Source organism: Snodgrassella sp. W8135, from assembly GCF_016101225.1.
GTDB classification, from domain to species: domain Bacteria; phylum Pseudomonadota; class Gammaproteobacteria; order Burkholderiales; family Neisseriaceae; genus Snodgrassella; species Snodgrassella alvi.
This window is the reverse complement of record NZ_JACFQX010000001.1, coordinates 187033-212256: the sequence shown is the minus strand read 5'-3', so window position 1 is coordinate 212256 and position 25224 is coordinate 187033. Positions and strand designations below refer to the sequence as shown.

Annotated in this window: 26 protein-coding genes and 1 tRNA gene; 9 read left to right on the top strand and 18 right to left on the bottom strand. The window is 44.5% G+C overall.

Annotation, left to right across the window (positions count from 1 at the left end; all coding sequences use genetic code 11):
- Positions 1–65: 65 nt before the first annotated feature.
- The 8 genes from fabG to H3T75_RS00900 all read right to left on the bottom strand — a co-directional run bounded on the left by fabG (position 66) and on the right by H3T75_RS00900 (position 6167).
- A complete protein-coding gene (gene fabG, locus H3T75_RS00935) occupies positions 66–809 on the bottom strand; it encodes a 3-oxoacyl-ACP reductase FabG (RefSeq protein ID WP_084553727.1) in 744 nt (247 codons plus the stop codon).
- Between the two features lie 10 nt (positions 810–819).
- The gene (fabD, locus tag H3T75_RS00930; RefSeq protein WP_198210773.1) at positions 820–1764 is read right to left on the bottom strand and encodes an ACP S-malonyltransferase; all 945 of its coding nucleotides are present in this window, start codon (positions 1762–1764) and stop codon (positions 820–822) included.
- A gap of 38 nt (positions 1765–1802) precedes the next feature.
- On the bottom strand, positions 1803–2666 hold the full coding sequence (locus H3T75_RS00925) for a hypothetical protein (protein WP_198210772.1): 864 nt from the start codon (positions 2664–2666) through the stop codon (positions 1803–1805).
- 24 nt (positions 2667–2690) lie between these two features.
- A complete protein-coding gene (locus tag H3T75_RS00920; RefSeq protein WP_078475364.1) occupies positions 2691–3653 on the bottom strand; it encodes a beta-ketoacyl-ACP synthase III in 963 nt (320 codons plus the stop codon).
- 78 nt (positions 3654–3731) lie between these two features.
- On the bottom strand, positions 3732–4751 hold the full coding sequence (plsX, locus tag H3T75_RS00915) for a phosphate acyltransferase PlsX (protein ID WP_078475421.1): 1020 nt from the start codon (positions 4749–4751) through the stop codon (positions 3732–3734).
- A 9-nt stretch (positions 4752–4760) separates the two neighbouring features.
- Positions 4761–5288 carry a phosphoribosyltransferase gene (locus tag H3T75_RS00910; protein ID WP_025331342.1) on the bottom strand — a complete coding sequence of 176 codons (528 nt, stop codon included), beginning with the start codon at positions 5286–5288 and terminating at the stop codon, positions 4761–4763.
- Between the two features lie 163 nt (positions 5289–5451).
- Positions 5452–5631 carry a 50S ribosomal protein L32 gene (gene rpmF / locus H3T75_RS00905; protein ID WP_025331343.1) on the bottom strand — a complete coding sequence of 60 codons (180 nt, stop codon included), beginning with the start codon at positions 5629–5631 and terminating at the stop codon, positions 5452–5454.
- Between the two features lie 32 nt (positions 5632–5663).
- Positions 5664–6167, bottom strand: a complete 504-nt coding sequence (locus H3T75_RS00900; protein WP_025331344.1) for a DUF177 domain-containing protein — start codon at positions 6165–6167, stop codon at positions 5664–5666.
- Between the two features lie 51 nt (positions 6168–6218).
- On the opposite strand from H3T75_RS00900, the gene H3T75_RS00895 reads away from it, so the two are divergent.
- From H3T75_RS00895 to H3T75_RS00880, 4 genes are all read left to right on the top strand, one after another.
- Positions 6219–6809, top strand: a complete 591-nt coding sequence (locus H3T75_RS00895; protein ID WP_084551750.1) for a nucleoside triphosphate pyrophosphatase — start codon at positions 6219–6221, stop codon at positions 6807–6809.
- Positions 6806–7519 (top strand): SAM-dependent methyltransferase, encoded by a 714-nt coding sequence (locus tag H3T75_RS00890; protein ID WP_078475365.1) that lies wholly within the window; start codon positions 6806–6808, stop codon positions 7517–7519. The genes H3T75_RS00895 and H3T75_RS00890 overlap by 4 nt, the downstream gene beginning before the upstream one ends.
- 82 nt (positions 7520–7601) lie before the next feature.
- Positions 7602–7678, top strand: a tRNA-Pro gene (locus H3T75_RS00885).
- 336 nt (positions 7679–8014) lie between these two features.
- Positions 8015–9301: a dicarboxylate/amino acid:cation symporter gene (locus H3T75_RS00880; RefSeq protein WP_025331347.1), complete on the top strand. Its 1287-nt coding sequence runs from the start codon at positions 8015–8017 to the stop codon at positions 9299–9301.
- Positions 9302–9446: 145 nt separating this feature from the next.
- Here H3T75_RS00880 and metG read toward each other — a convergent pair whose 3' ends face one another.
- The 9 genes from metG to H3T75_RS00835 form a co-directional block, all read right to left on the bottom strand.
- Positions 9447–11504: a methionine--tRNA ligase gene (metG, locus tag H3T75_RS00875; protein WP_084551749.1), complete on the bottom strand. Its 2058-nt coding sequence runs from the start codon at positions 11502–11504 to the stop codon at positions 9447–9449.
- 100 nt (positions 11505–11604) lie between these two features.
- Positions 11605–12168, bottom strand: coding sequence for an SCP2 domain-containing protein (locus tag H3T75_RS00870; protein WP_198210771.1), 564 nt, complete (start codon positions 12166–12168; stop codon positions 11605–11607).
- Entirely contained in the window at positions 12162–12767 is a 606-nt protein-coding gene (locus H3T75_RS00865; RefSeq protein ID WP_198210770.1) for a TIGR00730 family Rossman fold protein, read from the bottom strand. The genes H3T75_RS00870 and H3T75_RS00865 overlap by 7 nt, the downstream gene beginning before the upstream one ends.
- Before the next feature lie 63 nt (positions 12768–12830).
- Positions 12831–13907: a prephenate dehydratase gene (gene pheA, locus H3T75_RS00860; protein ID WP_037393084.1), complete on the bottom strand. Its 1077-nt coding sequence runs from the start codon at positions 13905–13907 to the stop codon at positions 12831–12833.
- A gap of 70 nt (positions 13908–13977) precedes the next feature.
- Entirely contained in the window at positions 13978–15201 is a 1224-nt protein-coding gene (locus H3T75_RS00855) for a multidrug effflux MFS transporter (RefSeq protein ID WP_025331352.1), read from the bottom strand.
- A 35-nt stretch (positions 15202–15236) separates the two neighbouring features.
- Entirely contained in the window at positions 15237–16235 is a 999-nt protein-coding gene (gene argF, locus H3T75_RS00850) for an ornithine carbamoyltransferase (protein ID WP_370570079.1), read from the bottom strand.
- Positions 16236–16245: 10 nt separating this feature from the next.
- Positions 16246–17403, bottom strand: coding sequence for a succinyl-diaminopimelate desuccinylase (gene dapE / locus H3T75_RS00845; protein ID WP_198210769.1), 1158 nt, complete (start codon positions 17401–17403; stop codon positions 16246–16248).
- Between the two features lie 119 nt (positions 17404–17522).
- Positions 17523–18581: an alanine racemase gene (gene alr, locus H3T75_RS00840; RefSeq protein WP_198211252.1), complete on the bottom strand. Its 1059-nt coding sequence runs from the start codon at positions 18579–18581 to the stop codon at positions 17523–17525.
- A 257-nt stretch (positions 18582–18838) separates the two neighbouring features.
- Positions 18839–20095, bottom strand: coding sequence for a D-amino acid dehydrogenase (locus H3T75_RS00835; protein ID WP_110414571.1), 1257 nt, complete (start codon positions 20093–20095; stop codon positions 18839–18841).
- Between the two features lie 177 nt (positions 20096–20272).
- Between H3T75_RS00835 and H3T75_RS00830 the strand changes: the two genes are divergently transcribed.
- Positions 20273–20737: an Lrp/AsnC ligand binding domain-containing protein gene (locus H3T75_RS00830; protein ID WP_025331357.1), complete on the top strand. Its 465-nt coding sequence runs from the start codon at positions 20273–20275 to the stop codon at positions 20735–20737.
- A gap of 47 nt (positions 20738–20784) precedes the next feature.
- Here the strand turns inward: H3T75_RS00830 and H3T75_RS00825 are convergent, their stop codons facing one another.
- Positions 20785–21660 carry a LysR family transcriptional regulator gene (locus H3T75_RS00825; protein WP_198210768.1) on the bottom strand — a complete coding sequence of 292 codons (876 nt, stop codon included), beginning with the start codon at positions 21658–21660 and terminating at the stop codon, positions 20785–20787.
- A gap of 122 nt (positions 21661–21782) precedes the next feature.
- On the opposite strand from H3T75_RS00825, the gene H3T75_RS00820 reads away from it, so the two are divergent.
- From H3T75_RS00820 to H3T75_RS00805, 4 genes are all read left to right on the top strand, one after another.
- Positions 21783–22286, top strand: coding sequence for a phenolic acid decarboxylase (locus tag H3T75_RS00820; protein ID WP_084548358.1), 504 nt, complete (start codon positions 21783–21785; stop codon positions 22284–22286).
- A gap of 277 nt (positions 22287–22563) precedes the next feature.
- Positions 22564–23445, top strand: coding sequence for a LysR family transcriptional regulator (locus tag H3T75_RS00815; RefSeq protein ID WP_078475372.1), 882 nt, complete (start codon positions 22564–22566; stop codon positions 23443–23445).
- Positions 23446–23676: 231 nt separating this feature from the next.
- Complete coding sequence (locus tag H3T75_RS00810) at positions 23677–24885, top strand: MFS transporter (RefSeq protein ID WP_198210767.1); 1209 nt, start codon at positions 23677–23679, stop codon at positions 24883–24885.
- A gap of 60 nt (positions 24886–24945) precedes the next feature.
- Positions 24946–25212 (top strand): hypothetical protein, encoded by a 267-nt coding sequence (locus H3T75_RS00805; protein ID WP_198210766.1) that lies wholly within the window; start codon positions 24946–24948, stop codon positions 25210–25212.
- Positions 25213–25224: the final 12 nt, after the last annotated feature.

The window sequence follows — 25224 nt, the reverse complement described above, 5'->3', positions numbered from 1 at the left end:
CCGATACAAAACAAAGCCATTTTTATCAGATGATAAAAATGGCTTTGTAAATACTTTAACTGATATCAGGGCATCAGCATTCCGCCGTTCACATGCAGCGTCTGTCCGGTAATGTAACGAGCTTCTTCACTGGCCAGAAACAAAACTGCGGCGGCCACATCTTCTACAGTTCCAAAATGATTCAATGCCGTTTGCCCAGCAAAAAAATCACGCTGCTCTTGCGGTAAAACTTTTGTCATATCGGTTTCGATAAAACCAGGAGCTACACAATTTACGGTAATCCCGCGCGAGCCCACTTCTCGCGCCATTGATTTACTGAATCCGACTAATCCGGCCTTGGCAGCAGCATAATTAGCCTGACCGGCATTACCGATAAAACCAACTACAGAAGTTACATTGATAATCCGACCCCAGCGTGCTTTCATCATACTGCGAGTGACTGCTTTGCTGGCACGGAAAGCAGATTTCAGATTAATTTGCATGATTTCATCCCATTCTGATTCTTTCATGCGCATCAGCAAATTATCACGGGTAATACCGGCATTATTAATCAGTATGGCAATATTACCGATATTACTTTCAATGTCGGCAATCAGATTTTCAATACTGTTTTCTTCAGCGATACGTAATTCCCGCCCTTCTCCGCCAAAATCAGCCAGTGCTTCATTGATGCTAGTCACACCTGCAGCAGAAGTGGCTGTACCAATTACTTTAGCACCTTTTTCTGCCAGAAAACGGGCAATAGCGGCGCCAATTCCACGGGTAGCACCAGTTACCAGCGCAATTTTACCTGTTAAATCCTGATTCATAACTTATTCCTTAGCTATCAACATGTGCAGCAATAAAACTTTCTATGCTTTGCACACTGGTTAATGCAACGCAACTGGCGCTCTTATCAATCCGTTTAGCCAGTCCGGCCAGCACTTTACCCGGACCGCATTCAGCAAATTCTGTTATTCCGTCAGCTACCAGTTTGCTTACTGTTTCAGTCCAGCGCACAGGTGAATATAACTGCTGTACCAGAGCCTGTTTAATTGTTTCTGGTTCTGAATGCACCGCAACATCAACATTATGCAATACCGGAATTTGTGGCTTTGAAATATTGATCTGCTCCATGGCCGCTGCCAGTTTGGTTGCAGCTGGTTTCATCAGACAGCAGTGTGAAGGCACGGATACTGGTAACGGCAGTGCACGCTTGGCACCGGCCGCTTTAGCCAGCTCACAGGCACGATTAATGGCAACAGCAGTTCCGGCAATCACTACCTGACCGGGTGAGTTATAATTTACGGCTTCGGCCACTGTACCGGATAATTCATTTTGTGCCTGTAAACATACCTGACGCACGATATCATCATCCAGTCCCAGTATTGCGGCCATGGCACCCTCTCCGGCTGGTACAGCTTCCTGCATTAATTGTGCACGCAGACGAACCAGTTTCACAGCATCATGAAATGCTAGGCTGCCGGCAGCGACCAGCGCAGTGTATTCTCCTAAACTGTGCCCGGCCAGCATCACAGGTAACTGACCATGCAATTGCTGATATACACGCCATGTAGCAATACCGGCAGTCAGCATCAGGGGCTGAGTATTAACGGTTTCGTTCAGGGCTGTGCTGTCTTCCCCGTTCATCAATGTCCATAAATCCTGATTAAGTGCTTCTGATGCCTGTTCAAATATTTCTTTAACAACTGGCATATCATTAAAGCCGGACATCATATTGAGACTTTGTGACCCCTGTCCGGGAAAGAAAAAAGCAATACTCATGATCTTCCTTGAATTGAATAAAACTAATGTCCGGACATTTATTGTGCCGGAGGCTGATTGGTCTGTAATGGCTGTTCGTGGTGCAGAAACATTTTGGCACCTGCCGGGGCACCTATTGCGTAAGCAAGATTAGCTTCCAGTGACTGGGCAAAAGGCCCCTGATAGATTTTGTTACCCATATGGGTCAGGTTAGAGCGTGCATCAACATAAATCTTACCGCCTAACTGATTCCATAAGCGGCAAAAACTAAAATCTTCAGATAAATAACGCTTCGTCACCGGATCAACAAGACAATCGTAAAAGCGATAGTGATATCCCCTATCAGTAACACCGATAGAATCAGGCTGATATTGCAACTCAGGATAAGCTTCCATCAGACGGATAAATACTTCCCGCTTGATAACCATAAATCCGGTCGGCGCCTCTGGCAGCTCAATAAAGCCTTCATCATCTACCTGTACATGCACCTCATGATTAGTATCTGCCTTACTGATATTGATGGTATAGCGAGTATAAGTGGCATTAAACTGCTGCTGGGTCATATGCTCAGGAATACCTTCGTCCGGCCATGACTCACGCTTAAGCGGATAAACACCTGCAACAATATCGCGATCTGCCAGCAGCAGACGCTGAAAAGCTTCCGGTGAAAAACCGATATCAGTATCAATCCAGCATAAGTGCGTCCATTCCGGATGCGACAGAAATTCTGCAACACAGTTATTCCGTGCACGGGTAATCAGACTTTCACCCTGATGCATAAATACCTGTATTGGAAAACCTGCACTGGTATGCGCAGCAACTAAAGCCAGCAATGACTGTACATAATTACCAAAATACCGCCCGTCATGACTGGGCGACATAACAACCGGATACATATTGGCTAACGCAGATTGAGATAGCATAATCCGATCCTGATAGGAACAATATTAATATTTTAAGGTAACCGCACCCCAGGCAAAGCCACCTCCGATACCTTCAAGCAACAAGGTCTGGCCGCGCTTAATCCGACCGGATTTAATTCCTTCATCCAGTGCCAGCGGAATAGAGGCAGCAGAAGTATTGCCCTGCTCAGCAAGGGTAACAATAACTTTATCCATTGATACACCGAGATGGCGTGCAGTAGATTCGATAATGCGCAGATTAGCCTGATGCGGAATAATCCAGTCTATATCAGACGGCTGTAAACCGGATTGATCAATGACTTCTTTTGCAATATTGGCCAGTGCTTTTACTGCAAACTTATAGACAGCCTGCCCGTCCATATACAGATAGGGTGAACCTTCAATTTTTCCTGCTGCAATTTTTCCCGGTGTTTGCAGAATATGACTGTAATTACCATCAGCCTGTAATTTGGTATGGATGATACCGCCTTCCTGTTCGGAAGCACCCAGAATAACTGCACCGGCACCGTCCCCAAACAACACACAGGTACGCCGGTCATTCCAGTCAAGCAGACGACTGAATGTTTCCGCGCCGATAACCAGTGCCTTACTGGCCATGCCACTTTTAATATAAGCATTGGCAGTAGCCATTGCATACATGAATCCAGCACAGACTGCCTGAACATCAAATGCCGGACAGCCGGAAATACCCAACTTATTCTGCACAATACAGGCAGTAGCAGGAAATGTCATATCCGCAGTTGAGGTAGCCACAATAATGAGATCAATTTCATTTGCTTCAATGCCTGCATCGGCCAGCGCAATCTGCGCTGCAGAAACAGCCATATCACTGGTCTGTTCATTTTCTGCGGCAATATGACGCGCTTTGATACCGGTACGCGTTGCAATCCACTCATCCGAGGTATCAACAAATTTGCTCAGGTCATCATTAGTCAGGCGGCGTGCAGGCAGGTAACTGCCTGTACCCAGAATATGGGCATTCAGCATGGCATAGTCTTTAATTTATGGCAAAGGGCATATTTTAAACAAAGTCATTTGACTTGTCTGCCTTTGCAACAAAGTGATTTATTCTTCCATAACAGCCAGCTGACGTGCAACACCGGCCTGAATTTTTGTAATTGAATCTGCTTTAATGGCTTTATAAGCTTCCTGCAGGGCAAAACAGAAACCTGTAGCATCCGTACCGCCATGGCTTTTAATTACGACACCACGTAATCCCAGAAAAATAGCACCATTAAAACGCCGCGGATCAAGACGCCGCTTAAACCCCTTTAATGTTGGTAATGCAATTAATGCGGCCAGTTTATTAAACCAGCTGCGGGTAAACTCTTCTTTAACAACTGAACCGGCAAATTTCACCGCTCCTTCGATACTTTTGAGCATTGCATTACCGGTAAAACCATCAACTACCAGCACATCAACTTCAGCTGTAAAAATAGAATTACCTTCAACATTACCGACAAAATTCAGATCACTGCGTCGTAAAAGCTGATGAGTTTCTTTAGCAGCTGCATTACCCTTGATGTCTTCAGTACCGACATTGAGTAAGCCTACTCTTGGTTGCGTATTTTCAGGAAACAGTGCCGCTACCTGCTGGCTACCAACAATAGCAAACTGCAAAAGCTGGGTGCTGCTGCAATCGACGTTGGCACCCAGATCCAGCACAAGTGTCATATGATTATTGCGGCCGGGCAGGAATTTAGCAATTGCCGGACGATCAACACCATCAATGGTTTTCAATACAAAGCGGGCAGTTGCCATCAGTGCTCCGGTATTGCCGGCCGATACAGCTGCCTGTGCCAGACCTTCTTTAATCTGGTTGATGGCCACACGCATCGAAGAATCTTTTTTATTCTTGAGCGCAGAAGTCGGTTCTTCATCCATGCCTACCACTTCACTGGCCGGACAAATGGTAATCCGCTCCATGGAAGCATTAGCTTTATTTAATGCATTTCTGATTTTGGCTTCATCACCAACCAGAATCAGTGCAGCGTCAGTTTGCTGCTGTAAAAATGTCAGCGCCCCCGGAATGGTTATATCCAGACCGAAATCGCCGCCCATGGCATCTACAGCAATGGTTTTCAGGGTCATAGATCATGCCTCTGATGTAGCTTGGGCTGCAACATGCTCATAGTGCTCATCAATATCAAGCGCATCCCAAGGATAGTTAATCCACCAGTCATCAACCTGTATAGCACTATAAAAAGGTAAATCTGCCGGCAATACCCCCTTTTTGGGCTTGCGCTTTTCATGCAGTACTGCTACCCCAAGATGCTGGAATCCTTCATGCTGTAATTCGCGAATACAGTATTCGAGCGTAGCCCGGCTGTCATCCACTTCATCAACAATCAGTAGTTTTTTGTTTTTTAATTTTTCGTCAAAACCATTGGTCCACTGTATTTTCTGCGGCTGGTCAGTCGGGCAGTCGTTAACGTCATAATAAGACAAAGTAACGGTATATACAGGAATATTCAAAAAACTACGCAATATACGTGCCGGAATAAATCCACCACCACCGATAGCGATCATTGCATCAAATGAATGCTCTGATTTCTGAATTTTTTCTGCCAGCTGTTTAATGGCACGATGTATGTCTTCGTAGTTATACCAGATTTTTTTCATGGGAAACCCGAGTCAGTGTAAAGCAGGCCATTGAGGCTGCCGGGAAAGTGGAAGCAGTTTATTTTAGCAGGATAATTACCCTGCTAATATTGGATACAAAAAAGCCAGTGATTGCAGATGCAATGTCTGGCTTTCATACGTATTGAATAATCAAAGGTGTAAATTATTCACCTTTGGCTTTGACTACCTTACGTCCGCGGTACATACCGTTTGGAGAGATGTGGTGACGCAAATGTACTTCACCGGTAGTGGTATCAGTAGAAACCTGTACAGCGGTCAGACCATCGTGTGAACGGTGCATACCACGTTTTGAAGGTGATTTTTTGTTTTGTTGAACTGCCATGTTAAAGCTCCTGGGTAATGTAAGTTAATTCGTTAGTGGCCGCTTTTCAGTCCTGCCAGTCTGGCAAAAGGATTACCTGAGTCTTGATTGGTTTGGGTTGCCAGAGTGTGATCACAGTCTTCATGTCGCGGTGCAACCGGAATAGCCATTAAAATCTGGTCTTCCAGCAGTGCAGCAAGATTATATTCTGCACTCCATACCGCGCCTTCAAGTGTTTCATCAGCGGCCATGGCCTCGTCCAGCAACTGTTCGCTGGTAAACAGCACCACATGCGACTGGTCATTCAGCGCCCAGGAAACTGCCTGTAAACAGCGCTGACACACCAGTTCCAGCTGACCTTCCACACTGATGTCGAGAAAAGGACGCTGCCAGCGGTCAATACCACCGCAAACCTGATACTGGATAATGCCTTCGCGTTGCGCTAAAAGTTCATGCGACCAAACCCGCCGGTCAAGCGCCTGAAGCTGCAATTGACCGCTGCGTTGCTGCTGTTCACGTGTGAACGTGGCCGTATCAATCAAAATAGGGTCTAACATAAACGGCGGATGATATAATTTAAACTTTATAATGTCAATGAGTTCGCACTTATGCCAAGAGAGAAAAAGTTGATTCTGGCTTCCAGCTCCCGTTTTCGCCAGCAACAACTTCAGCAGTTAAACATCCCTTTTGACGCGGTTAAACCTGATTTTGATGAAACGCCACTTTCTGCTGAAACCGCACCACAAACAGCGTTGCGTTTGGCCAGCGGCAAAGCATACTCTCTAGCCAGTCTTTATCCGGATGCTCTGATTATCGGTTGCGATCAGGTTGCGCTATGTCGCGAGCAGCAACTGGGCAAACCACTAACCGTAACAAAAGCACAACAGATGTTACACTATTTGAGTGGTCAGCAAGTGATATTTTACAGTGCACTTACGGTACTGAACGCTGCTGAAAACCGCCTGCATCAGCATATTGATGAAACACGCGTCATGATGCGTTCACTGACTGAGGCGCAGATTAAGCATTATCTGAGTCGTGAACCGGATGCTGTACATTGTGCCGGCGCGGCAAAAAGTGAAGGATTAGGCGCTTTACTAATTAAACGCATCGAAAGCACCGATCCGAATGCACTGATTGGTTTACCGGTTTTTCGTCTGGTGGATTTTCTGCTGGCAGAAGGAATGAATATTTTATGAGCAGTCCTGTACTCTATCTGATCCCGACACCGCTGGGAAATGCGGATACACCGTGTCTGCTTGCGCATGAACAAAAATGCATTGTTAACCTGACTGACTTCGTTGTTGAAGCAGAAAAAACAGCACGGGCTCATTTAAAAGCCTTCGGTGTGCAAACACCGATTCGTGAGCTGAATCTGTGCACTTTGAATGAACATACTCCTGAGCGGGATATTGCTAAGTTATTACAACCTTTGCAGGCCGGTCGCAGTATGGGATTACTCAGCGAAGCCGGCTGTCCGGCTGTTGCAGACCCGGGAGCCCAACTGGTGGCACTGGCACATCAGGCCGGGTTTACTGTCATGCCGCTCGTGGGACCGTCCAGTATCATGCTGGCTCTGATGGCTTCTGGCGCCAACGGACAGTGTTTTGCTTTCAAGGGTTATCTGCCTGCTGAAAAAAACGCACGTATTGAATGTTTGCATACTCTGGAAAAGCGCTCACGACAGGAAAATGAAACTCAGCTTTTTATTGAAACGCCTTACCGTAATGATGCTTTACTGGCTGATGCCATAGCGACTTTACATTCTGAAACCCGTTTGTGTATTGCCGCAGATTTAACTATGCCGACCCAAACTATTATTAGTCAGAATATTGCAGCATGGCGAAAAATGCCGGCATTGCCACCGCTGAAAAAAAGACCATGTCTGTTCGTTGTTTATGCCGGATAATTGTAACTGATATTTTTTGAAATTAATTTGCGCTTCACTCTTGTCAATGTCTTCGCCGCTGCCTATAATGCACAACTTCTTTCGGAGTGTAGCGCAGCCCGGTAGCGCACCTCGTTCGGGACGAGGGGGTCGAAGGTTCGAATCCTTTCACTCCGACCATATTTTAAAAACCGTCTGCTTATTTCAAGCAGACGGTTTTTTTATAACTAAAATAAATTTATTTTGAATGAAATTATCTTAAATTAAATAATATAAATTATTTTTTACTTCAAAAACACGATAGAAAATTATCGTCAATTCCTAATACAACCATCTATTTTTCTATAAAAAATTTTCTTATCATACATCCTTTTGTCTCATGGTTCTTATTTAGTAATTAATAATGCTTTTCTGTTAAGTTATGTAGGCTTTATAATCAGCCAATTATGTTACATCCTACTACATAATAACGTTAAAAAACTGTAGCCTTTAAACACAACCCATTGAAAGGTAAACATGTTACCACTCGAAATTGAGGAAATGAATCCGCCACCGAAAAAACAGCGCTGGTATCAGATCCTATATGTACAGGTAATTATTGCCATTATTATTGGTATCTTACTTGGCAACTTTTTCCCTACTGTTGGCGAAAGCATGAAACCTTTAGGTGATGCTTTCATCAAATTAGTGAAAATGATCATCTCCCCAGTTATTTTTCTTACCGTGGTAACCGGCATCGCCGAGATGACCAATATGAAAACCATGGGGCGGGTCGCCGGCAAGGCTATGGTTTACTTTCTTACTTTCTCTACTCTGGCACTGGCTATCGGGCTGGTCGTGGCCAATATTGCCCAGCCGGGACATGGTCTGAATATTGACCCGAGCTCACTGCAAAGTGCCAAGGTAAACGAATATGTGCAGAAGTCCCATGAATCCAGCCTGACCGGCTTTCTGATGGATATTATTCCGACTACTGCCATGAGCCCGCTAACCAATGGCAATATTCTGCAAACTCTGTTTATTGCTATTCTGTTTGGTATCTCACTGGCACTGATTGGAGAAAAAGCCCGCCCGCTAATTAATATTTTTCAGGATTTATCGGCGCCCGTTTTCAAAATGGTATCTATTCTGATGCGTGCAGCCCCGATAGGTGCATTTGGCGCCATGGCTTTTACCATAGGTAAATACGGTATTAGTTCTATTGGTAATCTGCTCTATTTGATTCTGACTTTTTATATTTCTTCCGTTCTGTTTATTCTGATTGTTCTGGGTGCTGTAGCCCGTTATAACGGTTTTTCGATTATCAAGCTGGTCAAATACATTAAGGAAGAACTGTTACTAGTACTGGGTACAAGCTCATCTGAAGCCGCCCTGCCCACACTGATGCAGAAAATGGAAAAAGCCGGCTGCAAGAAATCAATTGTCGGATTGGTAGTACCCACCGGTTATTCGTTTAATCTGGACGGTACCAATATTTACATGACTATGGCGGCATTATTTATTGCACAAGCATGTAATATTGATCTGACACTGGAACAGCAAATATTGCTGTTACTGGTTGCCATGCTAAGTTCAAAAGGTGCCGCAGGTGTAACAGGAGCAGGATTTATCACTCTGGCTGCAACCTTATCGGTAGTACCTTCTGTGCCGGTGGAAGGAATGGCGCTGATTCTGGGTATTGACCGATTCATGTCTGAGTGTCGTGCTCTGACTAATCTGGTAGGTAATGCCTGTGCCACTATTGTGGTTGCGCGCTGGGAAAAAAGCCTTGATGAAGAGCGTTTACATGAAGTACTGAAATAAGCACTTCATACAACTTAAAATTCTGCTTACAGAAATCTGATTTCCTTATACCAGGTGATGAGATTAACCATCTCATCACTTTTTTGATTCATAAATAAAAAACCAGACCAGCAATATTAGCTGGTCTGGTTTTTCAGCAAGATAATCAGCCGACTTTCATACCCGGTTCAGCCCCACTATCCACATCCAGTAAAAATAGTTTGCCATTACCGGCAGCTGAAGTAATCATTCCTTCAGACATGCCAAATTTTGCCATTTTACGCGGCGCAAAATTGGCTACCACAATGACCATTCTTCCGGCCAGTTTTTCCGGTTCAGGATAGCTGGCGGCAATACCAGAGAATATTGTGCGCTGCTCAAAACCGAGATCAAGCTGAAATTTGAGCAGTTTGCTACTGCCTTTGACTTTTTCGCACGTCAACACTTTGGCAACACGCATATCGATTTTCATAAAGTCATCAAATGAAGCCGTATCTGCCACAGGCTCATACTTTGTTTCAGCAGCAGCCTCAACTGCCTGAATATTCTGCTGATTCGCTGCAATCAAATCATCAATCTGTTTCTGTTCCACTCGGTGCATCAGATGCTGATATGCATTGATATGATGACCGGCAGGTAATAAGGTCGTACTATCAGCCCAGCTTAATGGCACCACATTCAGAAAAGCGGCTGCTTCTGCAGCAAGCTTCGGCAATACTGGTGACATATATACGGTCAGAATACGGAAAGCATTAATCAGTTCACTGCATACTTGCTGTAAACGTGCCTCCTGTCCTTCCTGTCGCGCTAGCTCCCATGGTTTGTTGGCATCGACATACTCATTGACCACATCAGCTAATGCCATGATTTCACGTAAGGCGCGCGCATACTCACGTGCTTCAAAGCTGGCAGCAATATTTTCACTTTGCGCCTGTAGCTGTGGTAACAGCTCGCTGTTGCTAACATCAGCCAGTGTTCCCTGAAAGCGTTTGCTGATGAATCCGGCAGCACGTGCGGCGATATTTATGTATTTACCAACCAAATCACTATTAACCCGGGCGATAAAATCATTCAGATTTAAATCCAGATCTTCAATTCTGCTATTGAGTTTGGCTGCAAAATAATAACGCAGCCATTCGGGATTCAGTCGCTGCTCAAGATAGGAACGGGCTGTGATAAAAGTACCGCGTGATTTGGACATTTTCTGTCCGTCTACCGTGAGAAAACCGTGTGCAAATATGCCTGTTGGTGCCCGCAGATTGGCGTATTGCAAAGTAGCCGGCCAGAATAATGCATGAAAATATAAAATATCCTTACCGATGAAATGATACATTTCGGTATCAGTATCTGCACAGAACCACTGATCAAAATCAATGCCCAGACGTTCACACAGGTTTTTAAATGATGCCATGTAGCCGATAGGTGCATCCAGCCACACATAAAAATATTTACCGGGAGCATCCGGAATCTCAAAGCCGAAATAAGGCGCATCACGACTGATATCCCAGTCACTCAGGCTATCATTCTGCAACCATTCATTCATTTTATTCAGGGCTTCTGCCTGCAAATGCGGCTGCTCACGACCATTTTTCAGCCGGGTGCTGCCGGCAGTCCACTGTTTCAGATAATCCGCACATTCTCCGAGTTTAAAGAAGAAATGCTCAGATTCTTTCAGCACAGGAGTGGCGCCGGAAATAGCAGAATACGGCTTAATCAGTTCGGTAGGACTATAAGTAGTGCCGCATACTTCACAATTATCACCATACTGATCCTGTGCATGACATTTCGGACATTCACCTTTAACAAAACGATCGGGCAGAAACAGATTTTTTTCCGGATCAAATAATTGCTCAATAGTACGGCTTTCAATTTTTCCATTGGCTTTTAAAGCCAGATAAATGCTGCGTGATAAAGCTTCATTTTCAGGTGAGTGCGTACTGTAATAATTATCATAGCCAATACCAAAGCCGGTAAAATCGGCCAGATGATTCTGACGTACCTGAGTAATCATTTCTTCCGGTGTTATTCCCTGTTTCTGTGCCGCCAGCATGACCGGCGTACCATGCGTATCGTCTGCACAGACGTAATAGCATTCATGTCCGCGGGCTTTCTGGAAACGCACCCAGATATCAGTCTGAATATGTTCAACCATATGTCCCAGATGAATATTACCGTTTGCATAGGGCAAGGCTGAAGTAACCAGTATTTTGCGTTGTTTTGTCATGATTGATGTATCGTTAGAATCTAGTAAAAATCGTTGAAATTATACCAGAGCCGTTTCTCTGCTACAGTAACGGCTCATAAACCACTCACGTGCCGGAATATTAGTCAGTTTTCTGCTGCAAGCGGGAAATTCGGGCGGCCAGTCGGGCTGTATCATCACGTAATGTCTCGACCTGAGCAGAAAAACGTTGTAATTGCTTCTGCCCGACCACAATCGCATCACTTTCCTGTGCATAATCTGCGACCTGTGCTGCAATATTCTGACCAATAGCGCAGCCTTGCTGATAGAGACTCTCCAGTTCCAGCGCCACCTTTCCGCCCACAGCATCACCAAGCAGTCTGGCCAGATCGTCACGCCAGTCATACTGCAATGCCTGTATAAGCGGCAAAATCGCCATACCAAAAGTACGGTCACCAGTAATTTGTACGTCACCCACTCCCGGCTGTACACCACTGAGCATTTTAGTCAGAGCTGTCGGAGCGATAATAATGGTGGTTTCAGCTTCGGCAGAATCTTCCTGCCAGAATCCTTGATCATCAATGCGCCCTTTAAGAGTCAGCATAGGCAACACCAGCGCTACAACCCGTTGCCGGTATTGCTGCCAGCGCACTTTAAGTTCCACATTCTGCTGGATAAGGTGATTAAGTACAGCTAAGGTCAGCATAAAGTTTCTCTGGTTTGCTGCGCCCATTGCGGAGTAACCCATTTAACTGCATCACGCGGCTGCCAGAGGCGCATTTGTTCCAGCAGCTCCGCTGGTTTGGCGGACTGACAAAGTAAATCCATGTTTTCCGGCGGCATAAAACCGGCAGTGACTGTATTTTGCAGCATTTGAATTAAGGGATCAAAGAAACCGGCTACATTCAGAATTCCTATCGGATGGGGATGCAGTTTCAGCTGAGCTTGTGAGAGAACTTCAAACAGTTCTTCATAAGTTCCCAGTCCGCCTGGCATGGCAATAAAGCCGTTAGCCAGTTCAATCATTTTATTTTTGCGCTCGGTCATATTGGTGGTTTCATACAATTCGGTTAACCCCGGATGCGCACCTTCCAGATTTTTCAAAAAACTCGGAATAACACCAATAACTTCACCACCATGTTCCAGTACAGCAGTAGCAATCGTACCCATCAGACCAATATTGCCACCACCATAAACCAGACGGTATCCCTGCTGAGCCATTTCCCGTCCCAGCTGCTGAGCTGCGTCAAAATAAGCTTTGTTCTGCCCCAGATTAGAACCACAATATACAACAATATTTTTCATATTTGTTTTATCTCCATGCCAGCAGTCAATGGTATCTGCTTTAGATAAATATTAACTTTGCATTTAAATCACAGCCTGTGGATAAGAACCAATTATTTTCAGAAAAGCTGAACGCTGTTGCAAGACAGCCAATGCAGCTGCCACATCCTCATTCTGCTGATGACCTTCGATATCGATAAAAAACACATATTCCCACAAACCACCGCGGCTGGGGCGACTTTCTAGTTTTGTCATAGATACCTGATGATCTGCAAAAGGCTGAAGTAAATCATGCATGGCACCAGCTTTATTGGGCGCAGCCACAACCAGTGACGTTTTATCTTTACCGCTGCTGGTCGTAATATTCCGCCCTAATACCAGAAAACGGGTAGTATTATTTGGTTCGTCTTCGATATTCTGAGCCAGTATCTGCAACTGATAGTAATCGGCAGCCATCAGTGAGGCAATGGCTGCTGCACTACTGTCTGCGGCAGCCAGTCGTGCTGCTTCTGCATTACTGGCAACAGCTATCCGGGCTACCTGCTCCGGCAGGTTTTTATCCAGCCAGTTCCGGCATTGTGATAGTGCCTGAGCATGTGCATAAACCTTAGTGATATCCTGTTGCGATGCTACAGCACGCAGTAGCTGATGATGAATGCGCAGATTGACTTCACCACAGGCTTTTAAAGGTGTGGTTAACAGCAGGTCGAGACTGCGCCCCACCGACCCCTCAGTAGAGTTTTCGACAGGTGTAACCACATAATCGGCCTGCTGTGCTTCGACCAGACGGAAACATTCATCAATTGAAGTACACGGATGTGTCTGTGCAGCCTGACCGAAATGTTTAATAGCAGCCTGTTCGGTAAATGTACCCTTAGGTCCGAGATAAGCGACAGTTAACGGTCGTTCCAGTGCCAGACATTCACTCATAATCGCCCGCTGTAAACGTGCAACTGCCTGACCGGACAATGGTCCCGGATTTTGTTCCTGAATCCGGCGTAAAACGACTGCTTCACGTTCAGGACGGTACACTATGCCCTCACCCTTTAACGTACCAATGGCCTGAGCATGAGTAGCTCGCTGGTTTAACAAACGCAGAATTTCACTGTCAATCCGGTCTATAGCATCGCGGTGTGGTTTGAGTTTATCGTTATCAGACATAATTAGTAGTGTTATTAATAGTTTATTCAGAAAAACAAGAAAAAGGCAGCCTACTGCGGGCTGCCCGTTATTATTTATGTTTTTTTTGCCATGCGGTATGTGATAAAGCCCATAATAATACGGCACCACAACTGGTGGAAATCAGCATCATTGTCGGCATCACATGTGTCGAACCATTATGCAGCAGTGTAGTCAGCCAGCCTACAGTAGCGGCAATCAGAAACTGCATTGTTCCCAGTACAGCATTGGCACTGCCACCAATTTTACGAAAATAGCTCATGAAACACGCCTGAGTATTGGAACCAATCAAACCCTGTGAACCAATTGAAAACATAATCAGCAACAGTAACAGGAAGAAAGGCGGACGATCCATACTCCATACCACAATGGTTAATAATAAATTACAGCTTAACTGCAACAGCACACCGCCAAGCAAAATGTTGCGAGCCGGCGTAGTACGCAGACGATAGGCTGTTACCCGGTTAAACAGCATCATAGTAATCACATTGGCACCAAAGGCCCATGAATACTGATGCGGGCTAAGACCATATATATTCATGTACAAAAAGGAAGATTCAGTCAGAAATACAAACATAGCTGCAAAAGCAGCAGTTTGGAAAAACATGAATCCCAACGCTTCGCGTTCATGAAAAACCACTGAAAAATTTTCTTTTATCTTGCGAAAAACTTTGCTATCCAATGGCTGAATATCCATTTTAACCTGTGGCATAAACCGCCATACACAAATCAGTACGGCCAGAGCATATACCAGCAGAAATATAAAGATAACCCGCCAGCCGCCAAGAGCAGCCAGTGCTGTACCCAGCATGGGCGCAGCCAGTGGTGCAGCCAGAGTAATAATACCAATGGTGGCAAACATTTTCGCGGCTTCATTGCCATGAAAGAAATCACGTACAGTTGCACCAACTGTAACAGTGGCCATACCGCCGCCCAGTGCCTGAATCCAGCGCCAGAACAGCAATTCTCCGGCTGAGTGAATAAAGACAATAGCAATAGCTGACACCAGATAGACACTCAGACCAATCATAGCAATGATTTTGCGCCCCTTAATATCGGATATTGCCCCCCCAAGCAATTGTCCGAGCGCAACACCAAACATGAAACTGGCCAGACTGCGTTCAATCTGATCAATCGGTGCGTGTAAAGAAGTCGCCATTTCCGGTACAGAAGATAAATAAATATCTGTGGAAAACGGCATAATAGCCACCATCACTGACAACAATAATGCCAGATAATGCGGATTAATAGGTAACTGATTGGGGGATGTTTTCATAACCATTCTTTCCATTTACTACAGGCCTGCCCCGGTCAGGTAGTTAATAATGCTACCAATACTGCTTTAATGGTATGCATCCGGTTTTCTGCCTGTTCAAAAACAATAGAAGCAACACTTTCAAATACTTCTTCACTTACTTCGGCACCATCCAGAGAAAACTCATCAAAAAGCCACTGTCCTACCTGAGTATCGCGGTTATGAATTGCCGGCAGACAATGCATGAATTTCACTTCAGGATTATTGCTGGCAGCCATCAGACGTGCATCAACGCGGTAAGGTCTGAGCTGCTCAATCCGTTCTTTCCAGGTTTCTTTCGCTTCTCCCATTGATACCCAGACATCGGTATGAATAAAATCAGCCTGATCAACAGCTGCGGCTGCATCTTCAGTTAATGTAATCCGTGCACCGGTCTGCTTTGCAATTGAGCGGCACTGTTCTACCAGAGCGTCATTCGGCCAGAAAGCCCGCGGTGCACCAATACGTACATCCATACCCATTTTGGCACCGGCAACCAGCAAAGAATTACCCATGTTGTAACGAGCATCACCCACATAAGCATAGGCAATCTGATTCAAAGGCTTTTTGCTGTTTTCCTTCATAGTAAGCAAATCGGCAAGCATTTGCGTCGGATGGTATTCATTGGTCAGACCATTAATCACCGGGACACTGGCATATTCAGCCAGTTGCTCAACAATTTCCTGTCCGTAACCACGATACTCAATCGCGTCATACATGCGCCCCAGAACCCGTGCAGTATCACTGATACTTTCTTTATGCCCGATCTGGCTGCCACTGCTGTCCAGATAAGTCACATGTGCACCCTGATCATGCGCAGCCACTTCAAAAGCACAACGGGTACGGGTAGATGTTTTTTCAAATATCAGAGCAATATTTTTACCAGTCAGACGCGGCTGCTCCGCTGCATTTTTCTTTTCAGCTTTCAGGCTGGTGGCCAGATCAAGCAGCGTCTGAATTTCTGCCGGCGTATAATCCAGCAGTTTTAAAAAATGTTTCTGTTTCAGCATCCCCATTAGTTTCTCCTTATGCAGTATGAGTAAAATCAGCCTGTGTCAGCTGTTGCAGCATATTCTCATAAATAGCCGATAACTGAGCTATTGCGGCAATATCCACACACTCATCTATCTGATGAATCGTGGCATTAACCGGCCCTAGTTCTATTAATTCGCTGGCGATAGCCTTAATAAAGCGACCGTCTGACGTACCGCCCGTGGTAGATAATTGAGCATTCACACCACAAACACGCTCAATGGCAGCCTGTGCTACTGTAGTCAGACGTCCTGCAGCGGTCAGGAACGGTTCTCCGGACAAAGCCCACTGCAAATCATAGTTTAAATTATGTTTATCCAGAATGGCATGTACCTGCCGGCGCAGACTTTCTGCTGTCGATTCCGTTGAGAACCGGAAATTAAACTGTACGGTAAGCTCTCCGGGAATCACATTAGTAGCCCCCGTACCGGCGTGAATATTGGAAATCTGAAATCCGGTAGGCGGAAAATAAGTATTTCCGTCATCCCAGTGCGTGGCAGTTAGCTCAGCCAGTGCCGCAGCAGCCAGATGTACCGGATTGGCAGCCAGATGAGGATAAGCGATGTGTCCCTGACGTCCGTGCACCTGCAGCGTACCCGACAAAGAACCACGTCGTCCGTTTTTTATCATGTCACCCAGTGTATCAACTGCCGTAGGCTCACCCACAATGCAGTAATCAATATGCTCTCCCCGCTCTTTTAAAACTTCGACCACACGTTTGGTACCATCGTGTCCGTCACCCTCTTCATCAGAAGTAATCAGTAAAGCCAGACGCAACGGCAATTCAGGTTGCTGAGCCAGCAAGCGTTCGCAAGCGGTCACAAAAGCTGCAATACTGCTTTTCATATCGGCAGCACCACGCCCATACAGGTATCCATCACGCTCTGCAGGTGTAAACGGAGGCGAAGTCCAGCGACTTTCATCGCCGGTCGGTACTACATCAGTATGTCCGGCGAAACAAACCAGCGGCCCCTGCCGACCGTAAACGGCATAAAAATTATCCGTTTCCCCGAATCTGAAGGTTTCAATATTGAATCCCAGTGCTGTCAGACGGCTCATCAGCAGCGGCTGACAACCATGATCATCCGGCGTGACAGATGGCTGTGCTATCAAATCTTTGGCCAGTTTCAGTGTTTCTATTTCCATTATCATAAACTCAAAAAAAATAACTTCAGGCAGCTTGAAAGGCTGCCTGAGAACATATTACATCTTTATAAACCAATTTTTCTGTCTTGCCAAACATTTACCCAATAATTGACAATCCATACCATTTATTCATACACCATTTCAGCACGTTTAACATTACACAGCAGCTCATAGGAAATGGTTCCGGCGGCGGCGGCTACTTCATTTACATTAACAACATCACCCCATAATTCCACTTCACTGCCGAGTGACTGCCGGTGGTCATCCAGTTGAACTGTCATCATATCCATGGAAACCCGACCGAGAACACAACTGCGTACCCCGTCAATTGCCACCGGTGTGCCTGTTGCCGCACGGCGCGGATAGCCGTCTGCATAGCCGCAGGCCACCAGCCCGACACGGGTTGAACGGGTAGTGACATAACTGGCACCATAACCAATCGGTTCTCCCATCTGCAAAACCCGTTCTCCGAATACTTTACTTACCAGCCTCATTACCGGCTTGAAACGGCTATCAGCACCACCCATCGGCGAAATACCATAAAGTGCCAGCCCCGCCCGTCCCCAGCCGCACTGTGTTTGCGGATAAGCCATTATGCCAGATGAATTAGCCAGACTTACCTCACCGGGCAAATTGGCACAGGTCAGCTCAAAAGTACGAATCTGTTCAGCCGTCATGGTTTTCATCGGCTCATCTGCACAAGCAAAATGGGTCATTTTCACCACATCAGCAACCTTACTGCTTTGAATCAGAGCCTGATAGGCAGGTGCATAATCATGAGGGAAAAAGCCGGTTCGGTGCATACCGGAATCCATTTTCAGCCATACTGTTACCGGTTTCTGCCAGTCATAATCCAGTAAGCTTTCCAGCTGCCATAAATTACCTACTACAGGCCACAACTGGTAACGGTCTGCCAGCGCATATTCTTCAGCAGCAAAAACCCCTTCCAGCATGATGATCGGTAATTGTATACCTGCTTCACGCAACTGCACTGCCTCACTGATACAGGCTACCGCAAAACCATCAGCTATATCAGCCAGTGCCTGCGCGCAGCGTACAGCGCCATGTCCATAAGCATTGGCCTTAACCACGGCCAGCATTTTGCCGCCGCCATGCATCTGCTTTAAAGCCAGAAAATTATCACGCAAGTGATTCAAACGAATCTGCGCAACTAACGGACGCATCATTGCTCCCCTGTTATCCTGATTATCAAATTTCATTATTTAAGTAAAGCCGCCATGCAGCAACAGCTTTCAGTAATAAAATTTTATCATTATCTCTATCTGAATTTCATATATCACCATAACTGCCAGCCGTATCAGATAAATTAATAATATATTAATATTATGATAAAAAATTTTACCGTTTCTGTCTGCCCTGACAAACGGGACAAAATAAGTGCCGATAAGAGCAAAATTTACCCTAACCGTTCTGAACTTGCTTAAACATAACGAGCCAGCGATAAATCACTGGTTTCAATTTCCGGTTTAACACCACTAATCAAATCAGCCAGAATTTTTCCCGAACCCAGCCCCATTGTCCAGCCCAGCGTACCGTGTCCGGTATTGATAGACAGATTCACAAAACGGCTGGCGCCAATGATCGGCGTACTGTCCGGTGTCATCGGGCGCAGACCGCTCCAGAAAAAAGCTTCCGAAGTCCGGCAGCTATCCGGAAATAAATCATTCACCACCAAATCCAGTGTTGCTTTACGTTTGGGGTTCAGATGAATACGATAACCAGACAACTCAGCCATACCACCGGCACGAATACGTTTATCAAAACGCGTTACTGCCACTTTATAAGTTTCATCAATCACAGTAGAAACCGGTGCTTTTGCTTCATCGGTAATCGGAATAGTGAGTGAGTAACCTTTAACCGGATATACCGGCAAATTAATACCCAGCCCGCTCAGCATACTGCGACTAAAACAGCCTAGAGCACAAACATAATGGTCGGCAGTAAAGTACTGACCATTGGCCATAACACCCTTAATACTGCATTTATCCTGCTGTATTTCAGTAATAGCATGTCTGTAGAGGAATTTTACACCGAGATCTTCACATTTTCTGGCCAGCTCAGTAGTAAATAAATGGCAGTCACCCGTGCCGTCCTGTGGTAAATACAGGGCGCCGGCCAGCTTTCCGGTCATATGTGCCAGCGCGGGCTCATAATGGACACATTCGGCAACACTGCTGAGCTCCTGTAAAGGCACACCGAATTCCTGTAAAACAGCCACATCGGAACGGGAATCGATAACCTCTTTTTCTGTACGGAAAATCTGTAAGGTACCTTTGCTGCGGCCTTCAAACTGAATATTTTCTTCTGCCTGCAATTGCTGTAACATCGCACGGCTGTACTCAGAAATCCGCACCATGCGTTCTTTATTAGTAGCATAGCTTCGGGCATTACAATTACGGTACATCTGCCAGAGCCATTGCAGCTGAAACAGACTGCCATCAGGACGAAACAGCAAAGGGGAATGTTCTTTAAACAGCCATTTCCATGCTTTGGCCGGAATATTGGGTGCTGCCCACGGAGTGGTATAACCATATGATAATTGACCGGCATTGGCAAAACTGGTTTCCATTGCGGCCTGATCAGCGCGCTCCAGCACAGTGACTTCATGTCCTGCTTTAGCCAGATACCATGCAGTACTTACCCCCACAATACCGGCTCCCATAATCAGCACTTTCATAATATCCTCTCTCTGGTAATTAACCGGAATAACCTATTGGTTTAACCACAAATTTCACAAATATATTAATTCAGTTACTTTCCCTAGTGTAAACAAAGCCTGATAGTGAATTTCACTTTATTTAAACAAAAAAATGGTGTATTTTAATAAATACTCACATTCATACTATCAAAAACCATGCACCCTATAGATAAAGTGGACATGAAAATCTTGTCCCTGCTTCAGAAAAATGCCCGGATGACCATGACCGAGCTGGCCGATAAGGTTGGTCTTTCCACCACACCTGTTACCGAACGGGTACGGCGGCTGGAGCGGGAAAATATTATTACCGGCTATCACGCCCGCCTCAATCCTCGTGCCCTGAATCAGAGCCTGCTGGTATTTGTTGAAATCAAACTGCGCTCTAAATCCGGCAATATTTTTGAAGACTTCCGGCGTGAAGTTCTGACTATTCCGCATGTGCTAGAATGTCATCTGATTTCCGGCGAATACGACTACCTGATAAAAGTTCGCCTGCCAAATATGCACGCTTACCGCAATATGCTGGGTAACATTCTGTTACAGTTGCCCGCGGCGGCTGAAAGCCGCAGTTATGTTGTTATGGAAGAAGTGAAGGAAGAACAGATGTTGCATCTGGAATAAATCTTCGGCTGCATTATGTCCGGTACCATTACAACGCAGCTGTATACTTATTCAGCATCCTGAATATACTTTACCAGCAATGCAGTTTCATCATCCAGCTGTTCTTCTTCCTGATTGAGAAATAAATAAACCGGTGTTGCACGGCACATACCCTGGCGCAATGGCAATAATTTTAATTCTCCGCAGGCCAGTTGATTTTTAATCCGTTCTTCCGGCAGCCAGCCATAACCCACTCCCTGACTGACTGCCTCAATAGCTGTTTCAATCGTGGTGAATGTCCAGTTTTCAGATGCAGTAATCTGCCTGTAAGGCAGTTGCTGTTGTTCACGACTAACAATTTCAATCAGCGGATAACGCATCAGAACATCCTGACTCAATGGTGCCGGTAAATCCAGTAAAGGGTGCGAATGCCGCACAACTGCTACAAAATTCACCTCCAGCAATAACTTACCCTGCCTCATCATCTCAGCACTTGGGGTGATAATATAAACATCCGCCTGCCGCTGTTGTAAAACAGCACAACTTTCACTGCGCAATACTTCTGTGAGATGTATCTGAGTAGACGGATAAGCCTGCTGAAAACAACGCAATGCTGAAAACAGGCGATCTTTAGGAAAAATACTGTCTACTACCAAGTCTAATCTTGCCCGCTCACCGCGTTTCAGAGCCCGGGAACGATTTTCCAGCGCTTCAAATCCCTGCAACAGTGGTAATGCCTGTGCCAGCAACTGCTGTCCGGATGCCGTCAGTTCTGCACGACGGCCGACTATAGTTAATAGCGTTACCCCCAGACGCTCCTGCATCAGCGTCAGCTGATAACTTAGCGAAGACTGGCTGCGATTAAAAGCTTGAGCAGCACGGGCAAAACTGCCGTAACTGACTACGGCCTGCAATAACTGCCATTGCTCCAGCGTTGTTTTCATTACTTAATCAATCGAAATTTTGGAACAGTTTAAACCAATATTAGCGTTATTCATCAGATAAATACAGGTTTACACTTCATTTGTTTTTATTCAGATTAACTTCAATTCAAAAGGTGAAAAAAATGCCTGCATTTGATACTGCCGATTTAAGTAACATTCTTGGTAAACATCTGGTTTATACCTACGACAATGGCTGGAACTACGAAGTTTATGTTAAAAATGCCACCACTATCGATTATCGTATTCATAGCGGTCTGGTGGGTAACCGCTGGGTAAAAGATCAGAAAGTTTATCTGGTACGCGTAGCAGCCGGCGTATATAAAATTTCATGGACAGAACCTACCGGTACAGATGTCAGCCTGATTATCAATCTGGAAGACAAATTATTTCACGGCACCATCTTTTTCCCGCGCTGGGTAATGAATAATCCCGAACATACTGTTTGTTTCCAGAACGAGCATATTGCACAAATGGAAGCCTATCGTGAAGCGGGCCCGGTTTATCCGACAGAAGTTATTGACGAATTTGCTACCATTACTTTTATTGAAGATTGCGGCGAAAATGATGAAAACGTTATTAACTGTCCGGCCAGCGAATTACCGGCAGACTTTCCGCATCACCATTAAGTACTTATCCTGAACCACAGGGCAGACAATAAATTGTCTGCCCTGTTCTGTTTATTTGGCAAAAACCCCTGTTTTTAAATACAAAAAGATAACTATAGTAGCGTTAACACTTAGCATGGTTATTTTTTACTGACCGGTAAAATTATATGTATGGTCTGCATTTTAACTATACATAACTCTACATTCGAACTGTACATAAAAACAACATGCCTCTTTCCTATAACTTAATTATTGTTATACTTTTTAAGCATAAAAAATAGTTGTATGTGAGGTCATTTTGGATATTAAAGTATTACGTTATTTTTTAGCTCTTGCTAGAGAGGAAAGTATCACTGCGGCTGCTGAGTATTTACATCTGACTCAGCCAACATTATCTCGTCAACTGGCTGAATTAGAGCAAGAATTGGGTAAAACCTTATTTATTCGAGGCAGTCGTAAAATTACCTTAACCGATGAAGGTATGCGTTTACGCAAACGTGCTGAAGAAATTTTAGAATTAGTGCAAAAAACTGAATTAGAGTTTCAAACCTCAGCTGAGGAAATCAGTGGCGATATCTATATTGGCTGTGGTGAAACCCATGCCATGGGATTAATTGCTGAGGTTGTTAAGGCATTACAACACGACTATCCGCAAATTCATGTGCATATTTATAGTGGTGATGCTGATGAAGTAACAGAACGTATCGATAAAGGCTTACTCGATTTTGGATTATTAATTGGTGTGGAAAATATCAGCAAATATGAGTCGTTACTATTGCCCGAAAAAGATACTTGGGGGGTGTTAATGCGTAAAGATAGTCCACTTGCGCATCAAGATGTGATTAGACCTAGCGATTTATGGAACTTGCCACTTATTATCTCTAAACAGAAAGAAGTCGATATCCGAATTACGCGCTGGTTAAAACGTGATTTAGATAAACTCAATGTGATTGGCTCATATAACCTACTTTACAATGCCTCACTTATGGTTGAAAAAAGCATGGGTTATGCATTAAGTATTGATAAGCTGATTAACACGACTGGTAATAGTCATCTTTGTTTTAAACCTTTAGAGCCACAATTAACGGTTGATATTCACATAGTTTGGAAACGTTATCAAATTTTTTCAAAAGCTGCTGAAATCGGTTTACAGCGAATGAAACAGGCTTTTTCTCAATAAATCCCTCTGAATATAGAAGTGAGCAAAATGATCCTCCTATTTTGCTGAGCTTATTCTTATAACTTCTTTTTATTTATATTAATGACATTAAATACAGCTTATACCCATGCTTTTAAAGCATAAATAACCATAAAATATAAGTAATTTACATATCTTTAGCTGCTATTTAGACTATGACCCATTCAACAACCATTCAATTCATTCGTCTTTAATAGAATAATGGGATTAACCATGTCAGATAACACATTAAATTCCCCAAGTACGGCGTATTGGGGAGCAATATTCTCGCTATTTATCGGGGTAACAAGTTTGATTACCGCGGAATTTATTCCCGTTAGCTTATTAACACCTATCGCACAAGATTTCAATATTACTGAAGGTCAAGCAGGCCAAAGCGTCACAATGGTGGGGATTTTTGCAGTAGTCACCAGTCTGGTTCTCGCACCCATGACCCAAAATATTAATCGTCGGGTAGTATTACTCACTTTTTCTATTTTATTAGTATTATCCAATTTGTTCATTGCTGTTGCGCCTAATTATTTCATTATGCTGATTGGTCGAGCGCTATTAGGGATTTGTGTTGGCGGATTTTGGTCAATGGCATCTGCTGTAGTATTACAATTAGCGCCGAATAAAGATATTCCTCGGGCATTAAGTATTGTCTATGCCGGAGTGTCGGTTGCAACGATTATTTCACTGCCTCTTGCCAGTTATTTAGGTCATTTAGTCGGTTGGCGTAATGTGTTTTTTATTGCTGCGGCATTAAGTTTTATCGCGCTAGTTTGGCAACGGCTTACCCTACCATCTTTACCGCCGCGTGAAAGCAGTAATTTTAAAAATATGTTTGCCCTATTTAAGCAAAGTTGGTGTTTTCTTGGCATTATCGGGACAATTTTTAGTTATGGAGGTTATCACCTCTTTTTTACTTATCTGCGACCGTTTTTAGAGCACAATTTAGCACTACAAGCCGGTCCGTTAACCCTTATTTTATTGGTGTTTGGTATCGCTAATTGCATCGGAACCTTTGTTGCGGGTTTATTACTTGGCCGATTTTTTAGACCTGTGATGATCGCCATTCATTTAGTCTTAGCCGCTATAGCCATGCTCTTATTTATTAAATATAGGTTTTTAAGTTCTGATAATGTGACTATGGATACTACATTAGTGATTGCTTGGGGATTTGTGTTTGGATTTATCCCTGTTGGTTGGTCAACGTGGATCACTCGAACGCTTGCTGATAAAGCTGAACTGGTTGGTGGATTATCGGTTGCCGCGATTCAATTTTCCATTGGTTTAGCGGCTGGTGTTGGTGGAATGACCTTTGACCAATTAGGGTTTAGTGGCATTTTTATCACGGCTACGATTATTTGTATTATGGGTGCCATCATTACCGCCTTGTGTTTTAGTTTATATAAAAAAGCAACAGGCAATCTTGCTTAATCAATCTCATATAGATAAAAAGGATCACAAATAAAATTCAAGTTGACGGCTTTAGTGTTTATGCTAACTTTTGTACAAACAACACTTGCGAACACGGCAGAAGTGGCTATGCAACATTTTCCAAATCTATCAACAGTGAGTCAGGCATTACAACCTTTAGTCTCTGGCGCCCCCCTTTGGAATGATCATCCTAAAATTAATGCCGAATGGCATCAATGGGTCGATACGATTGCTGCCCAAACTTTAAAAACACTCCCTACGTTAAAAGAACGAATGCAAGTCAGTGTTACAGCTATGCAGCTTGGTTACGTACTGATAAGACCCTGAATACCTGTACTT

What these genes read in the sequence shown, in the direction of transcription:
- fabG (WP_084553727.1), bottom strand. Translation starts at nt 809, where the DNA reads ATGAATCAGGATTTAACAGGTAAAATTGCGCTGGTAACTGGTGCTACC.
- fabD (WP_198210773.1), bottom strand. Translation starts at nt 1,764, where the DNA reads ATGAGTATTGCTTTTTTCTTTCCCGGACAGGGGTCACAAAGTCTCAAT.
- H3T75_RS00925 (WP_198210772.1), bottom strand. Translation starts at nt 2,666, where the DNA reads ATGCTATCTCAATCTGCGTTAGCCAATATGTATCCGGTTGTTATGTCG.
- H3T75_RS00920 (WP_078475364.1), bottom strand. Translation starts at nt 3,653, where the DNA reads ATGCTGAATGCCCATATTCTGGGTACAGGCAGTTACCTGCCTGCACGC.
- H3T75_RS00910 (WP_025331342.1), bottom strand. Translation starts at nt 5,288, where the DNA reads ATGAAAAAAATCTGGTATAACTACGAAGACATACATCGTGCCATTAAA.
- rpmF (WP_025331343.1), bottom strand. Translation starts at nt 5,631, where the DNA reads ATGGCAGTTCAACAAAACAAAAAATCACCTTCAAAACGTGGTATGCAC.
- H3T75_RS00900 (WP_025331344.1), bottom strand. Translation starts at nt 6,167, where the DNA reads ATGTTAGACCCTATTTTGATTGATACGGCCACGTTCACACGTGAACAG.
- H3T75_RS00895 (WP_084551750.1), top strand. Translation starts at nt 6,219, where the DNA reads ATGCCAAGAGAGAAAAAGTTGATTCTGGCTTCCAGCTCCCGTTTTCGC.
- H3T75_RS00890 (WP_078475365.1), top strand. Translation starts at nt 6,806, where the DNA reads ATGAGCAGTCCTGTACTCTATCTGATCCCGACACCGCTGGGAAATGCG.
- H3T75_RS00880 (WP_025331347.1), top strand. Translation starts at nt 8,015, where the DNA reads ATGTTACCACTCGAAATTGAGGAAATGAATCCGCCACCGAAAAAACAG.
- metG (WP_084551749.1), bottom strand. Translation starts at nt 11,504, where the DNA reads ATGACAAAACAACGCAAAATACTGGTTACTTCAGCCTTGCCCTATGCA.
- H3T75_RS00870 (WP_198210771.1), bottom strand. Translation starts at nt 12,168, where the DNA reads ATGCTGACCTTAGCTGTACTTAATCACCTTATCCAGCAGAATGTGGAA.
- H3T75_RS00865 (WP_198210770.1), bottom strand. Translation starts at nt 12,767, where the DNA reads ATGAAAAATATTGTTGTATATTGTGGTTCTAATCTGGGGCAGAACAAA.
- pheA (WP_037393084.1), bottom strand. Translation starts at nt 13,907, where the DNA reads ATGTCTGATAACGATAAACTCAAACCACACCGCGATGCTATAGACCGG.
- H3T75_RS00855 (WP_025331352.1), bottom strand. Translation starts at nt 15,201, where the DNA reads ATGAAAACATCCCCCAATCAGTTACCTATTAATCCGCATTATCTGGCA.
- argF (WP_370570079.1), bottom strand. Translation starts at nt 16,235, where the DNA reads ATGGGGATGCTGAAACAGAAACATTTTTTAAAACTGCTGGATTATACG.
- dapE (WP_198210769.1), bottom strand. Translation starts at nt 17,403, where the DNA reads ATGATAATGGAAATAGAAACACTGAAACTGGCCAAAGATTTGATAGCA.
- alr (WP_198211252.1), bottom strand. Translation starts at nt 18,581, where the DNA reads ATGCGTCCGTTAGTTGCGCAGATTCGTTTGAATCACTTGCGTGATAAT.
- H3T75_RS00835 (WP_110414571.1), bottom strand. Translation starts at nt 20,095, where the DNA reads ATGAAAGTGCTGATTATGGGAGCCGGTATTGTGGGGGTAAGTACTGCA.
- H3T75_RS00830 (WP_025331357.1), top strand. Translation starts at nt 20,273, where the DNA reads ATGCACCCTATAGATAAAGTGGACATGAAAATCTTGTCCCTGCTTCAG.
- H3T75_RS00825 (WP_198210768.1), bottom strand. Translation starts at nt 21,660, where the DNA reads ATGAAAACAACGCTGGAGCAATGGCAGTTATTGCAGGCCGTAGTCAGT.
- H3T75_RS00820 (WP_084548358.1), top strand. Translation starts at nt 21,783, where the DNA reads ATGCCTGCATTTGATACTGCCGATTTAAGTAACATTCTTGGTAAACAT.
- H3T75_RS00810 (WP_198210767.1), top strand. Translation starts at nt 23,677, where the DNA reads ATGTCAGATAACACATTAAATTCCCCAAGTACGGCGTATTGGGGAGCA.
- H3T75_RS00805 (WP_198210766.1), top strand. Translation starts at nt 24,946, where the DNA reads ATGCTAACTTTTGTACAAACAACACTTGCGAACACGGCAGAAGTGGCT.